The 14,610-nt window shown below is 45.5% G+C and carries 11 protein-coding genes; 2 read left to right on the top strand and 9 right to left on the bottom strand.

Translation table 11 applies throughout. From position 1 onward, the window contains the following. Positions 1-46 precede the first annotated feature (46 nt). On the bottom strand, positions 47-922 hold the full coding sequence (locus MFMK1_RS02120; RefSeq protein ID WP_366923523.1) for a DUF58 domain-containing protein: 876 nt from the start codon (positions 920-922) through the stop codon (positions 47-49). Between the two features lie 278 nt (positions 923-1,200). Between MFMK1_RS02120 and MFMK1_RS02115 the strand changes: the two genes are divergently transcribed. After that, a complete protein-coding gene (locus tag MFMK1_RS02115) occupies positions 1,201-2,691 on the top strand; it encodes a transposase (RefSeq protein ID WP_366922067.1) in 1,491 nt (496 codons plus the stop codon). 232 nt (positions 2,692-2,923) lie between these two features. Here the strand turns inward: MFMK1_RS02115 and MFMK1_RS02110 are convergent, their stop codons facing one another. From MFMK1_RS02110 to MFMK1_RS02075, 8 genes are all read right to left on the bottom strand, one after another. After that, a complete protein-coding gene (locus MFMK1_RS02110) occupies positions 2,924-3,916 on the bottom strand; it encodes an AAA family ATPase (RefSeq protein ID WP_366923522.1) in 993 nt (330 codons plus the stop codon). Positions 3,917-3,989: 73 nt separating this feature from the next. Then, the gene (locus tag MFMK1_RS02105) at positions 3,990-5,627 is read right to left on the bottom strand and encodes a hypothetical protein (RefSeq protein WP_366923521.1); all 1,638 of its coding nucleotides are present in this window, start codon (positions 5,625-5,627) and stop codon (positions 3,990-3,992) included. Next, positions 5,624-6,475: an ABC transporter permease gene (locus MFMK1_RS02100; protein ID WP_366923520.1), complete on the bottom strand. Its 852-nt coding sequence runs from the start codon at positions 6,473-6,475 to the stop codon at positions 5,624-5,626. Before MFMK1_RS02100 ends, MFMK1_RS02105 begins: the two co-directional genes overlap by 4 nt. After that, the gene (locus MFMK1_RS02095; RefSeq protein ID WP_366923519.1) at positions 6,475-7,401 is read right to left on the bottom strand and encodes an ABC transporter ATP-binding protein; all 927 of its coding nucleotides are present in this window, start codon (positions 7,399-7,401) and stop codon (positions 6,475-6,477) included. Before MFMK1_RS02095 ends, MFMK1_RS02100 begins: the two co-directional genes overlap by 1 nt. Continuing rightward, entirely contained in the window at positions 7,401-9,758 is a 2,358-nt protein-coding gene (locus tag MFMK1_RS02090) for a hypothetical protein (protein ID WP_366923518.1), read from the bottom strand. Before MFMK1_RS02090 ends, MFMK1_RS02095 begins: the two co-directional genes overlap by 1 nt. A gap of 186 nt (positions 9,759-9,944) precedes the next feature. Further along, positions 9,945-10,646, bottom strand: coding sequence for a 2-phosphosulfolactate phosphatase (locus MFMK1_RS02085; protein ID WP_366923517.1), 702 nt, complete (start codon positions 10,644-10,646; stop codon positions 9,945-9,947). Between the two features lie 21 nt (positions 10,647-10,667). Continuing rightward, on the bottom strand, positions 10,668-11,549 hold the full coding sequence (gene comA, locus MFMK1_RS02080) for a phosphosulfolactate synthase (RefSeq protein WP_366923516.1): 882 nt from the start codon (positions 11,547-11,549) through the stop codon (positions 10,668-10,670). A 293-nt stretch (positions 11,550-11,842) separates the two neighbouring features. After that, positions 11,843-13,276 carry a transposase gene (locus MFMK1_RS02075; RefSeq protein ID WP_428846297.1) on the bottom strand — a complete coding sequence of 478 codons (1,434 nt, stop codon included), beginning with the start codon at positions 13,274-13,276 and terminating at the stop codon, positions 11,843-11,845. Between the two features lie 278 nt (positions 13,277-13,554). Here MFMK1_RS02075 and MFMK1_RS02070 point away from each other — a divergent pair, with 278 nt between their 5' ends. After that, entirely contained in the window at positions 13,555-14,595 is a 1,041-nt protein-coding gene (locus tag MFMK1_RS02070) for a YeiH family protein (protein WP_366923515.1), read from the top strand. The last annotated feature ends 15 nt before the right edge of the window (positions 14,596-14,610 follow it).

Raw genomic sequence — 14,610 nt, 5'->3', positions numbered from 1 at the left:
GAACCTCCTAACTAAAATATAAAGGTAAACCGGATCGAAACCTTATTTAACCCAAAAAGCCTAATTTTCTCAATCTTTTTAAGGTCAGTTCTTCTAAAGATGCATTACTGGCAGTATCCACCAGGTTAACAGAATACTTATGACAAAGCTTTTTAATGCCTCCCCGCCAATCTTCTAATCGTTCCTGATAATGGCCGCGCACTGAACTATTAAAGGAAATCTCCTTCTCATTTCCAGTTTCACAATCAAGCAACTGTAAGTCTCCTTGATAGTCAGGGTTTAACTCTAAGGGGTGCAAGATTTGTATCAATCCGATTTCCTGTCTTTGATGCTTTAATGCAGCCAAAGCCTTATCCAACACCGGAAAAAACAAGTCGCTGATTACCAAGGTGATACCGGGGCCCTTAAAATGAGGCCGCAGCTGTTCTAGCAAAGTAAATAGATCTCCTCTTTGTTGTTGGGGCAGTCCTTCAATAAAATTAAATAGCTTCCGCGCCGCCCCTTTCCCCCGTAAAGGACCACAGAGATAATTTTCATCACCAAAGCCAATCACCGTTACTCGGTCATAATTCGCCAGACTAAGATACCCTAATGCCCCGGCAAGCTGCTTAGCCATACGAAATTTGCTGCCATCTTTCCAGGCCATTGATGCACTGCAATCCAGTAATATACGTACAGATGTATCCTGTTCTGCCAAAAACAGCTTTAAAAAGAGCTTTTCCATCCGGGCATATGCATTCCAATCCACATGACGGAAGTCATCACCCGGCGCATATGCTTTAAAATCGGCAAACTCAACGGAATCGCCTCGCCGGGCGGAACGGCGTTGGCCGCTATAACGCCCGGGCGATGTCCTGTGGCCCATCAGCATCAACTTTTCTAATGCTCTTAAAAAATTCTTATCAAAGATAACATCAGCCACACGGCTCACCCCCCTAAACTAGACGTAGTTTCTCGGAAAGTCTCAAGTCAGTTATACCGGGTTACAACAAGCTGGTAATAACTGGTTCACCCCCACTCAACCCAACAACTTCACATAGCAAAAATAAGCGGCATAGCAAGATATGATGAGGTATTGTGACACAATTATCTGTATTTCTAAAAAAACAGTCTAAATGCTACTTGACAAACGTAATTTCGTCCCACAATCGAGATAGAGGTAATTTTTTCCTCTAATCGACTAATGTTGGAGGCGATTTTTTGTTAGGTTATTGGCGTACACATGTCGAGTACCAGGATTGGCTGAAATCTGAACTTGTTTCTTTAACGGTGACGCATGAAGCTAATATTCGTTTTTATGCTCCGCTCATTGAGAAGGTCTATATATTTAACCTTGACCCGGTTAAAAAGGTCATTGCTAAGCTTTATTCTCCTCTGGGAAGACCAGCTAAAAATCAACCTGAACTTCTTAGGGCTTTGGTGGTAATGCTTCATTGCCAGATTCATGACCCTACTAAGTTTGTTGATAAGTTGAGGGCTTCTCCTGTTCTTAGGGCCATTTGCGGGTTTGAAAAGGGCGAAACCCCTGGTGTTGGTACTTTTTATGACTTGTTGGAACGTTTATGGCTTCTAGATAATCCGCAAAAGGCTATCCGAAAACCAAAATCCAAAGGGAGAAAACGTCCTAAGTCTGGGAAAAAGTTACCTGCTAAGCATCCTGGTATTGTTAAAAGATTAGTTGATAGGGCTCTTAAAGGGCAGGTCATTGAGAAAAGGCCAGAAAGTATCTTGCAGAAAATTTTAAAAGAGTGTGCCGTTTTACCATCATCCAAGTTAGGTCTTCTTGGTAATCCCAACAAACTGGCTATTGCCGGTGACGGAGCCCCACTCCTTACCGGTGCCACTCCCTACGGTAAAAGAATCTGTGATTGCCCCTCTAAAGGCATTTACCGCTGCAAGTGCAAACGTGTCTTTACTGACCCGGATGCTAATTGGGGTTGGGATAGTTACCATGACCAATGGTTTTACGGTCACACCCTGTACTCTATTACTTCAGCGGATAGTAAAAATGACCTGCCGCTTTATCTGCGTTTGGTACAGGGGTCTAGAAATGATAGTGTTACTTTTGTTGTTTCTTGGGCTGAATTGCTTCACCTCTATCCTGATTTTAAGTTTTCTAAAGCCCTTTTGGATGCTGCTCATGATGTTTATGATATTTACCGTCTGCTGCATGCTAATGAAACCGAACCTTTTATTGACCTTAACAATAGGGCTAAAGGAAACAATACATTTCCTGGGCCTATTAACGTTGATGAAAATGGTGTCCCTATCTGCCTTGAAGGTTTACCGATGCTTAACTGGGGTTTTAGCAACGATAGATGCCGCATTAAGTGGCGCTGCCCTCATCACAAGGATAGTAGCAAGTGTTCTAAAAAACATGAATGTTCTCCTAGTGCGTACGGCCGGGTGGTTTACACTAAACCCATTTGGGATTTGCGTCTTTTTACGCCAACTCCTCGTAACTCTAAGGCATGGAAACATGTTTATGCTAGACGAACTACCGTAGAGCGCACCTTTAAACGTATACTTGTCGATTACAAAATTGAGTTGGCTAATGCCCGGACTAAAAAACGTTGGTTTTGGCAGGCAACTTTGGCGGCCATTAATCAACACTTGGATGCTCAAGTTGCTGTTGTTAAACCAAATATTTTAGAAAAGATTGGCTTAGAAACCTTCTCTAAATCGGCTTAAACCTACACTCTTAATTTCATCCTACCCTAGTTATTGGCTGGTCTATTAACTCTAAGGACACCGGCTTAGTTTTCTATTGCCTTTTTTCCACCAAGCTAACCTTCTTTGCTTACCTTTGCTATGTGAAGTTGTCAAAGAGCTATCTTCTTGGGAAAACCTTTTCTTGTTCCCGATTTATTTACCTAGTTTCCGAGATGCTACTAGACATCCCTTTCTTTTTGCAGCCCACATTTTATCCCTCTGTGGTGGGTACCCCGGCGATAATTTCCTCCAGAAGCTGCTCTGGAGCAATCCCCTCAGCCTCACCTTCAAAATTTAGAAAGAAACGATGGCACAATGCGGGAATCGCTATATCCTTAATATCGTTATAAGAGATGTTTAAACGCCCTTTCAGCAAAGCATGGGCCTTAGCGGCTATCACCAAGGCCTGCGCACCCCGGGGACTGCTGCCATAGCGTACAAAACGTTTAACACTTTCCGGTGCATAATCAGTCTCTGGGTGGGTAGCAAGTACCAATCTCACCGCATAATCCGTCACCGCCTTTGCTGCCATCACCTGTCGCACGGTAGACATCATCTCAATCACCTGGTCACCGCTTGCAACTGGGGCCGCAGCCTCTTCCTTCTTCCCGGTAGTCCTGCTCATAATTTCCAGCAGTTCCTCTCGCTGAGGGAAGGGCACCTTCACCTTGAATAAAAATCTGTCCATTTGTGCCTCGGGCAGTGGATACGTACCTTCCATCTCCAAAGGGTTCTGAGTAGCGAGGACAAAAAATGGTGCCGGCAGCTGCCTGGTTTCACCGCTTACCGTCACCGTATTCTCCTGCATGGCTTCCAGCAAAGCACTCTGAGTTTTGGGCGTAGCCCGGTTAATTTCATCAGCTAATAAGACATTAGTAAATACGGGACCGGGTTGAAAACGAAATTCCCTCCCGCCGTTGGGGTTATCTGCGATAATTTTCGTGCCCATGATATCTGCGGGCATTAAGTCGGGGGTAAACTGGATTCTTTTAAAATTCAATTGCAGCACCTGCCCCACCGTACGCACCAGCATGGTTTTCCCCAAGCCGGGAACCCCCTCCAGCAGTACGTGACCACCACTAAAAAGGGCCAGCATCACCTGATTCACTATCTTTTCCTGCCCCACAATCACCTTGCTAATTTCATCCTTTATTACTTTGGCGGTTGTTTGAAATTGAGTGACCTTTGCTTCTATTTCCTTCATTTTTCACTCCCCTATTACCATAGGCCTGTCTGATGGTCTGGTTTATCTAACAAATCGAAAGGCCAAGGCTGCTTTATTCTAACGAGGAAAAATAATCCCTTACCATTCCTTCTAATCGGAGTGGGATCTGCTCCCGCTCTATACTTTGACGAGCATTCGAAGCGTACATCTCCAACACCTGAGAGTACGGTACCACTGCCTCCTCTACCTGCTGGGGAGTCAACCGAATGTCCAGATAATCACTGTTTGAGCTCCCATCCTGCTGCCCTGACACCTGAGTTGGCGTGCCGTTATCCCCCAAACGGGAAGGAGCAAGAATCGGCTCAAATCCCCGCATCTTTAACTGCGGTTCTGCTAGTGTTCCCGAACCCGATTGTCCAACAGAAGTATTACTGGAACCATTGGTCCCATTTCCACTTCCTAATCCGGCCCCGGAGCCGGACCCTGAGCCGCTACCCGAGCCACTCCCAGCACCTGAACCAGAACCCGAGTCGCCTCCATTATCCGCAAAGCCATTGCCACCCTGGGATGCAGAACCACCTGCCGTTCCAGCTGGTTCTCCTTGGCCCTGCTGCCCCCCGGTTTGAGAACCCCCCTGGGGCAGCCCCTCTTGACCAGTTCCCATAGCCACCTGCTGGTCCGCTAGTCCTTGTTTAATCTGTGCTAATTGGGCCATGCTTTGCATTTTGGTGCCTTGCTGTACTGACGCGTTGAGAGCAGAGGCTAAGGCAGCGGCACCCCCATCACCCTGCTGCATGGCCTCTACCGCCTGCAGCAATTGATCGGCAGCTGTGGGGGAACTGGTATTGGCCAAGGCATGCAGTTGTTTCATCACCCGCTGCTGCTCTCCCGGGTCCATACCCCCAAAGTTATTGGCTAAGTTAGCCGCTGCGGCCTGAATTTCCTTTCCCCCGCCATTTTTGATAGCACCACTTAACTCATTCAATTGCGCATTATCTGATAATGCAGCGGTCAGCTGCTCCAATTGCTGCTGTTTTTTTTCAGCCGCAAGTTTCTTCAAATCATCCTGAGCCGCGGATACTTCTTTCAGAGCTTCTCGTGTAGACGTACTTTTCGCCAACTCTTTTTCTAATTTTTTTAAACGGTCTAATACTTCCTTATCCATTGCATCGGGCTGCTTCTCCATCTGCTCCACCAATTCCGCAACCTTCTCCTTTTGGTCAGCAATTTTTTTAGCTTCCGCCTCATTTCTGGCCAACACCGAAGCCGTAGGGTGAGGAAGCAGCGGTACTATTGTCAGCATAAGCAGCAGAACCAACGCAACACCCAAAGGCCGCCGCTCCAATCGCAATGGTATCTTTTTTTCATTTAAACCCTGCCCGTAACTAATCGCATCTTCCTGCTGCATTTTAGCCCAAGGGCTGCGCGCATCGGCAAATTGCAGAGCAGTAACTAAACGTTCCTCCAACCCAAGAGAGTCACCAACTTTAGCCGCTTCATGGTAGCCCGGTGCCGTCAACCACGCGGCCAGCAACGCACCCAATAACGGGATGGCGGCCACCATACCCCACAGTGATAATGTCAGTGGGTAAATAAATCGGGATATTGCTATAAGAATTATTAGTACCAACATCCCGCCCAATATCCCCCAGCTTAAACACTTAAGCAGGTGAATTGCAAAAAGCCGCCTTTTTATAGGCAGCAATGTATTTTTTATTCTTTCATCCTTCGGCTCAGTTGACCTTTTCATATCTGCTCCTTCTTTCGCCCCCGCCACGACCACCGCTTCACCGGCTTGACTAAATTAATAGTAAGCAGCAGCAAGAGCACAATGATAATGCCCTCTACCGCCAAATTACCGTAAAGTATTTCGTTAAGAGTAGCACTATGACTGTTGCTCAGCTCTCTGATAATTTGCATCCCAACATCCCCCGGCAGAGCGTATAATAGAGATGTAACAGGACTAAAATAAATTATCGTGGGTACGCCGGAAAAGGCATTCGCTCCCAAATACGCACGAATAAACGCGGCAATAAGGTAAGTACCACCGCCAAGAAATAGAGTTATTAGGTAAGTCGCTACCGTGGCAATCTGCGTACGCCGAAATATGGCAGAGAAAAACATCCCCCAAGCGGCGATATAAACTGTCGTGACTAAGTAAATCAAAAAAGTACCCAGTAAATCACCTAAAGTTACCCCGCCGAGCAGGAAGACCAGACTAAAAAGAGGCAGCGAAACGATAATCAGTAGAAATACATAACTTAAAGATGCTGCCAGCTTTCCAAGTACAACACCGGCAGCGGAAAGCTTAGTGGATATGAGAATATCGAAAGTTTGCCGTTCCTTTTCCCCGCTAATAGTTCCGGCTGTCAGTGCCGGCGTGACAAAGGCCAGTAAAGCAAACTGAACCACTGCCAGCAGGACATACATTTCCATCCCCATCTGGTAATTAAACATATACCGATTGCGGGTGTTCAGGTAAAAAAAAGCAAAGCCAATGGCAGCCAGCACCCCGGCGTAGATAGTTAAGGCCAAGGGTGAACGCCAGCTGCGCATGCGCGAGCGCAGTTCCCGTTCTAATACTGCATTTAACTTCATTAGTTAACCTCCCCCTTAGTGACCCGCATGAATATCTCCTCAAGATTATTGCTGCTTTCGCCAAAGCTTATCACCGGTAATTTCGCATTCACCAATGTGGCCAGCACCTTCGCCAACGCCGCATCGTCACCGTCAAACCCGGCCTGCACCTGTCCCTCACTCACCACCACTTGGTCAACCGCGGGCTGCTGCGACAGAATTTTCGCGGCCTCTTCTTCCCTGGACAACAGGCGCACCTTTACCACTTTGCGGTAATGCCCCTGCTGCATAATTTCTTCAACTGTACCCGAAGCCACCAGGCGGCCTTTTTCAATAATACCTACATGCTGACAGAGCTCCGCAAGCTCCGGCAATATGTGGGAGCTGATCAAAATGGTCTTACCCATCTGCTGCAATTCACGCAAAAGCGCCCTCATTTCCACTCGTGCCCGAGGGTCCAGTCCCGATGCCGGTTCATCTAGCAGCAGTATTTTGGGGTCATGTACGAGGCAGCGGGCCAAACAAAGCCGCTGCTTCATCCCCCGCGAAAGATTATCCACGTAACTTTCTGCTTTATGGCTTAGGTCTACCAGTTCAAGCAAATCAGGAATTACTGCCCGGCGCCGGGCCGGGGCTAGTCCGTAGCTCGCTCCGTAGAAGTCCAGATATTCTGTCACTTTAAGGTCATCGTAAACACCGAAAAAATCCGGCATGTATCCCAGTAATCCTCTCACAGCCCGAGGGTTTTTCACCACATCAATACCGTCTAACCACGCTGTACCGGACGACGGTTCCATCAGGGTGGCTAATATCTTAATGGTGGTGCTCTTGCCGGCACCATTAGGACCAACAAAACCGAAAATACTTCCCTCAGGCACCTTAAAACTGATGTTCTCAATGGCGGCAAAATCGCCATAAAACTTGGTAAGTTTATCAACCTGCAACATTATTTATCCACCCCATCGATAGAAATGGTCATACCTTGAAAAAAGCTATGGTTTTTGGAGGAGTTTGTGATTTTTACTTTAACCTGGCCGTTGCTAAGATATGGTTTAATATCCTCCAAAATAATTTCTGTGCCTTTAAGACCATGTTCCTCCCATTTTTCTGACTGCGCATTATACACAGAGACGGTAAGCCCCGGTTCTCCCTGCAAATAAAGCACGGCTTTTTCGGCACCGGCGCTGATAGCCTGTGGCAGGTTCAGGCGGTAATAAACCGACCCTGCCTGAAAATGGACCCCGTCAGGATTGACATCAATGTTATTTCCCTCCGTAGCATACATTTCGCCGTTAACCAGTCCCGCCGGTAATGAATAATCCTGGCTAACCAAGTCAAAAGAAACCGGCGCATAATACATGTTTAAATCCTTTCTCTGCTCAGGCACCGCACCATTGATCTCTACCTCGTGCAGCGGGCTTTCATTCCACGACAGGAAGTTCAATCCTGAAGGTTCCAAAGAACCCTCATACCCAAACATCCCGTCTAAAATCATCCTGTACTGTCCCGCTTTGGAATTCTGAGTACGCCCAAAAGCCCATATCTTATCTGCCAGCTCATAAGAAATTGCCGGCCCTCGTTGTCCACTGAATGGAGATGTTGTTATCTTTACCTTTACTGTTTGACCGGGGGCTAATTTCCCCAGCTTAACTACATCCGCCTGTGCGGTAAATAGCACTGCCTCCGTAAATGTCTCATCGGTGTTATTAGTAACAGTACCCTCTATATTGCCTCCGCTGATAGCCAGCTGGCTATCTATACCGCCATTAATATTTAATGGCTGCTCGTACATCATGGAGCGCATTGACCAGATAGGCATGTGCTCAAAAGAAACCGTTGTTTTGCCTTGCTGCCAACTAACGGCAGTTGTCCTGCCTTCCCCGGGCCCATAGTATCCGGGACCTTCAATCAAAGGCAGAACCGTATCAGAGACACTGATATTATAATCCGCCCTGCTGGGCGCAAATACCCCGGTATAAAACTGACCCCAAGCAGTGTTATTATCCTCCAAGGCAATGACACTGACATTACTGGAAATTACATCACCTCGGCCCTTGGAACCCACTAAATATATTCCGGATGTAAAAAACACTACCAACAAAGGGATGGTCACCCAAGCCCAATCCCGCCGATCTAAACGCCTTAATACCCAGTAATTAACAACGCCAATAAGCAATAAGTATAGAACCATCACCGCCAATACCAGCATCACACCTGGCAGTTCCAGGGCAGACAACTGCTGCAGTGCTCTAAATATACTACTATTAACATCCGCCGACCCCATAGACATGGCTCTGCCTTTTGCAGACACGGGAACGGAAACTCCTGCTTTAAGAATTTCCTGCCACATCTTACCACTGCCGCGCCAAGACAACAGCGGTTCCAATGCCAAATCGAGAGAGGAGAAGATGACGGTTCCCCGACCTACATCTTTTGCTGCTAATAATGGTACCCCCCCCTCCGACGCCAGTACTCGGGCGTCAGTACGGAGATTTCCTTTTGCCGCCGGTATAGGTTGATTTACCGCGGGGTTCTCATCCCCATAGACCGCCAAAGAAGACAATTGGGTCAACATCACCGTTTCCAGCGGCTCCACAGGAAGCCATTCTTGAGGCATTCCTGACATAACATTGCGCCAGTTGGGCCCGCCGCCCAAGATCAAAGTACCGCCTTTTGTCAACCAATGCTTAAGAGCAGACAACTGTTCACCCTTGAAAACACTTGTATCTGCATCGTTAATGACAATTACCTTGAAATTGCCCAACACTTGGCTGTACGAATAAATTTGATCAGGCATCATGTATGCTACTTGTGTTTTGCCGGGGTCAATGAGATTAATTCCGTTCAAGTAATTAAGTGAATTCTGCCGAGCCACCGCAGCGATATTAACTGTATTAGGTGAGGTAATAAAGAGTTCAACCTCTTCAACTAATTCCCCGGCATTACTTTGGAATACGGCAGTTGTCCCATTGTTTGAGGCCACCCCACTGGTGGTCGTGGGAATATTGCGCCCAAGAGGGATAAAAAAGTCTAATTTTTTCTTTGCGCCGGCAGCGATTACCACCGAACGGGTATAACTAACGGGTAATCGCTGAGCCTGCTTTAATATTACCTGTCCCTTTAAATTCTTTTCACCATTATTCTCCAAGTAAACGGTTATCGGTACCCAACTACCTACTTGAGCTTCCTTTTGAAAACCAGCCTCCACCCTCATAGTTAAATCGTTTTCGACATCAGCATGTGCGGTATTTATAAACAACAGTACCAATAGTACCGCGATTATTACTGAATAAATCTTGCGCATTTTTTGGACCCCCTGATAGAGATATAACGACTCGTTTACAATTAGACTGCATATTCCTGAAAAAGTTCCCGATACCTTCTTCTTAATCCTGCCCGGGGCATAAAGAACTTTCTTCCTTTAATGGAAAGAACCGCCTACTAGAGGCGGTTTCAATACTTTCTCATTTTTTTAAGAGGTTGTTGCTCCTCAAATTAAATGTATGCTGACTCCATCAAACTCGGCTATTAAGTCCATCGTTGCTAATTGGGAGCAATAATCTACATCTTTTTCAAAACCCAGTTCCACCAAGCGCTGACCGTGCAATGATTGATTAAATATACTTCGAAGGTTATGCTGCTCCGTTAATAGCAGTGCTGCTTGAGCCGAATCGGCCAACGACACTTTACACATTTTCGTCAGATACTTTATTATCGCCCCGGCGGCGGCAAAGTCGTCAAGAGAGAAATTACCTTTTGTACCGGCGCAGACTAGAGCCGCCGATTTGTCTATTTCCTTAATCCTTTTTGCAACAGCGTGGGCGTTAAGGGTACTGCCGATAAGCACTTCTTCTGCTGCCTCACAGCCGCGTATGGCCCTAGTGCCATTGGTGGTGGTCATGAGTAATGTTTTCCCGGCTATAACATCCCTCCTATATTCAAGCGGAGAGTTACCCAGGTGAAAGCCCGGTAGCTTCACCCCACCCCGCTCACCGCACATAAGATAATCGCCGTCATGGCTTTGGAAAAATGCCCGGGCATCTTCAGGTGATAAGAATGGTACAACCGCTTCAGCACCATTTCTTAATGCCGTGACCATGGTCGATGTTGCTCTTAAAACATCAATGACCACCGCCACACGCCCTTTTAAGTTATTAATATCCTCCGACCTCATAATTAATGTTATATCCATCTATCCACCTCTGGCTGGGCTTCAACACCATTTTACTTCTTCCTCTGCCGTGGCCGAGTCGTTTTCATCGTCTTTAAATAAGGGCGGCAGTACAGCTTTTGCCTTGAGACAAGCTCTTAACGTATCCCCTCTAAGTCCCACCCGCAAGGCCTCCAGTGCCAATATTTCATTTGGTTGAACATTACCAAGGTTTACGTTAGGACCAAACTGCATTATTAACGCCTGCTGCTGCGCTTTTAAAGGTGCCTCCCATAGTATTCTATCCGGATCCTTAATGTTATCCAGCAGTTTCCGCAAATCTTCGTCTTTTATGGCGCCCTGACTGTCATAAATAACCACGCCCTTACCGGATTCACGGCCTTCCACTATTACCTTAAATGCTCCATCTTCCAAATCCTTCTCTATTTGTTCGCAAATACGATCGGTTTCCAGCATATCCCGAGGGTCTTTTTTACCTACCTCGGCCACTACCTTAAATCCTCTTTTTAGAGCCTCTTTAATTGCTGCAGTACGAAAACGCTGTGGCATATTGATGGTGCCGTCAGACACTTCCACGGCGGTGAACCCCAAATCCTTAGCGGTATCAAGAAAGTGTGGCAGCTTACCCTGTAGCACAGCTACCTCAAGGAAAGTACCGCCAGGGAAAATATCCACACCATATGACGTCACCAGGCGAATTTTTTCAGCCAGCAAAGCGTGGGAGTAAAAAGCCGAGGTACCGAACCCCAGTTTAATAGAGTCAATATAATCTGCAGCCAGGTCAAGCAGTTCTCTGGTTTCTGTAAGCCCCAAGCCCTTATCAATGATCATGGTAAGACCATTATCTCTCGGCTTCCCCTGTCGCCCCAGCAGGGGAAATTCAAATAACTCTTTCCAGGCTTTAATTTCATTAAACTTCTTCACCGAACGAACATCTCCTTCAACACAGTTTTATGTCACATTATTCAGAGAAACATTGTCCGGTGACAGCGTAAATAATTCCCCGTTAGTAGCAAAAATGCGGGCTTAAGCATATATAGGGAGCAGGTATATTTGTGTCCTTTAGGTAATTGCGAAATTCAAAATTTAACGTAGGCAGCTAATCAGAAAGTTTAATAAAGAGGACAGAAAATTTTAAGCAGAGGTTGGACAGAAAAAATTCGGCACAAATAACCGCAAGTATTTTGCGGGTTGAAAGAGCAAGTATAAAGGATTTGCTAAGCCAAAAGAGGTTTAAGGCTTCTGATGAGTTCGTGTTTATGGAGTTTGTCTGCAAGAATAACGGTAAGCAGTTGAGTAATTCCTGCAAGGAGTAAGTCAGCCTTAATGGTTAAAGCATTTGTAGTTTTTCTGTTGGCGACGCCAAAATTGGATTTAAAGTGTTGAATGGTTTGCTCAATAACGCAACGATTTTTGTAGATATCAATCCATTCAGGGGTGTCTCTAATAATGCCAGGATAAAGTCTTAAGTCTTTTTCAGGATAGGTATAAAACATTCTACCAGAAGGAGAGTCGGAGCAAGGATGTTCACATAAAGTAATGCGTTTAGAACCTTTCCACTTCATTTTTGGGCAAACCCATTTATCTCTAACAACGCCACTCCTTAAGGGCGCTTTACCTTCATATTTCATGGGTAAAGAAGAATCTAACGGACACAGAGGTTGTCCAGATTCGTTGAACCCGGGTTCAGGGAGGTTCTTAGAACCTCGTTCGTTCAGAGGAATGACTGTTTTTAAAAAGTGACAATCCTTCAATAAAAAGTTATAGGAATCGTTTGTATCAAAAGCAGCATCGCCAATAAACGTGCTGGGTTTAAAATGAGTATGTGTTTTAAAAAAGTCGCGCAGAACAGGTTTAAGTGCTTTAGAATCGGATAAGGATTTATCTTCATCAGGGGAATCAGACTTTTTCTCTATTGGGATTTCAGGGTGTGCATTTATAAAGTCTTCATCAAAAAAGGAAATATTTCTGACTATACCAAGGCCATTTGTGAGCATACCAAATTTATAGACATAGCAAAAATGGCCATTGATGTAAAGCTGTTTGACATTTGGATTTGATGATGCGCAGGAAGGCATAATGCCGTATGCCATTTTGTATGGGTCAACAGAAGAGTTGCCTTTGTATTGAGACTTAAGCTGCTTGATTAAGCGATTGATAAACTTAGGATTATTCTCAGTAACGTAAGCTTCAACGCCAGAGGTATCAAAGACGAGATATGAAGCAAGTTCTGAGTTAATTTGCTCACAAATAGGTTCAGTTTGATCAACAAGGTTATCAAAAAGTGTTTGAAGATGTTTAGAAAAATCTTGCTTAAATCGTGTAAATTTTGATGCATCAGGTACTTTAGAAAAACCACAGAATTCACGGATTTCCTTGGAAAAATTCAAAAAAATAATCAGAAGCGCATCTGTAGGAATAGAAAAGATTCTCTGAATGATGAGTGCATAAAGAAAAGACTCAAGCTTAAATTTTCGTTTGCGACCAAAGTGCTTGTAAAAAGCCTGATAGAAACTCAGCGAAATATACTCTGAAAGTTGAATATGCTCTTCAAGAAGCGCTAGAAACCGAGGTTTATCCTTATCAACGAAATCAAGACAACCGTCATAAATATCAGATAGGGATAATTGTTTAAATTTCACAGAATAGATCTCCTTTCTTGTTGAATGTAGATATTGCCTGTTAACTATATTTTACACAAGACAAGTGAGGAGTTCTATATAACTAAGCAAGAAAAAAGATAGAATTTGCAAGGGTTGCGGCGTTTTGCAAACGCCTATTTGTGTCCTTAAAAGAGAGGAGGAAAAGCCATGAAAATATCCACCGATTGGTTCGCCGTAATTCTCGCCAGTGTTGTGGCGCTGGTAGTAAAATTCGGTATCATTAGCAATGTTCCCTGGTAAACAAATTTAATTAAGGAGTGGTACATTTGTCTGTTAAGCAGAGTGTAATAATTAGCCAACCCCAATCCCTGTTCATGCGGTTTTTTGAGAAAATCCCGGGAATACTGCTGCTGCTTGCAGTGGGCTATGCGGCGAAAATAATTGCTGGCTATATTCCTCATATGGATTATGTCCTAATAGCCATCCTGTTGGGCATGATAATAAGCAACGCCGTGACAATTCCCCAGGTGTTCGTCCCCGGAATAAATACTTATGAACTGTGGCTTAAAACCGGCATTGTCTTTTTGGGCGCGCGACTTTTATTGCAGCATGTGGCGCAATTGGGCGGCACCGGTTTCCTATTGGTGCTCATCGAAATATCCGTATCCATTGCAACTGTCAAATTACTGGAAAGAATATTCAAAATTCCTGACAAAATGGGTAGTCTCATCGCTATCGGCGTGGGTATCTGCGGCGTATCCGCTATTATCGGAGCCACCGGAGCCATCGAAGCAGATGAGGAGGATGCCAGCTATGCCATCGCCACCATTTTAATCTTTGGCGCTGTGGCAGTATTCCTTTACCCACTGCTGGGCCACCTCATGGGTCTATCTGACACAGTATTTGGGTTCTGGGCGGGCCTTGCCGTAGATAATACCGCCGAAGCTGTGGCAACGGGCTTTGCCTTTTCCGACCAAGCCGGGCAGTTTGCAACTATAGCAAAGCTGACCCGTAATGCCCTAATGGGTGTAGTAATCTTAGCATTCGCTTTAGTCTACGCCCGTAAAGGAATGACAGGCCAAGTGGAAAACAAAGGGCAGTTTATTTGGAGCCGCTTCCCTAAATTTCTGCTAGGGTTTTTAGCCTTTTCTTTACTGGGAACAGTTGGCTTTTTCTCCAGTGATAATATCACTTCTCTGAAACACTTATCCAGCTGGGCTTTCATGCTTTCTTTTGCCGGTATTGGCTTCCGTACGGAATTTGCCCGAATGCGTGTATCCGGTTTCAAACCAGTTATCGTCGGTTTCGGGGCCATGCTGGCTGTAAGTGTAGTAACCCTGGTCATGGTCTATCTGGTGTACGCATAATAACACAAAAAAATT

It is taken from the genome of Metallumcola ferriviriculae, assembly GCF_035573695.1.
GTDB lineage: Bacteria > Bacillota > JADQBR01 > JADQBR01 > JADQBR01 > Metallumcola > Metallumcola ferriviriculae.
This window is presented reverse-complemented; position numbering and strand designations above follow the sequence as displayed.

Excerpts from the sequence above, each read along its gene's own strand:
- MFMK1_RS02110 (WP_366923522.1), bottom strand. The coding sequence starts at position 3,916 with ATGAAGGAAATAGAAGCAAAGGTCACTCAATTTCAAACAACCGCCAAA.
- MFMK1_RS02105 (WP_366923521.1), bottom strand. The coding sequence starts at position 5,627 with ATGAAAAGGTCAACTGAGCCGAAGGATGAAAGAATAAAAAATACATTG.
- MFMK1_RS02100 (WP_366923520.1), bottom strand. The coding sequence starts at position 6,475 with ATGAAGTTAAATGCAGTATTAGAACGGGAACTGCGCTCGCGCATGCGC.
- MFMK1_RS02095 (WP_366923519.1), bottom strand. The coding sequence starts at position 7,401 with ATGTTGCAGGTTGATAAACTTACCAAGTTTTATGGCGATTTTGCCGCC.
- MFMK1_RS02090 (WP_366923518.1), bottom strand. The coding sequence starts at position 9,758 with ATGCGCAAGATTTATTCAGTAATAATCGCGGTACTATTGGTACTGTTG.
- MFMK1_RS02085 (WP_366923517.1), bottom strand. The coding sequence starts at position 10,646 with ATGGATATAACATTAATTATGAGGTCGGAGGATATTAATAACTTAAAA.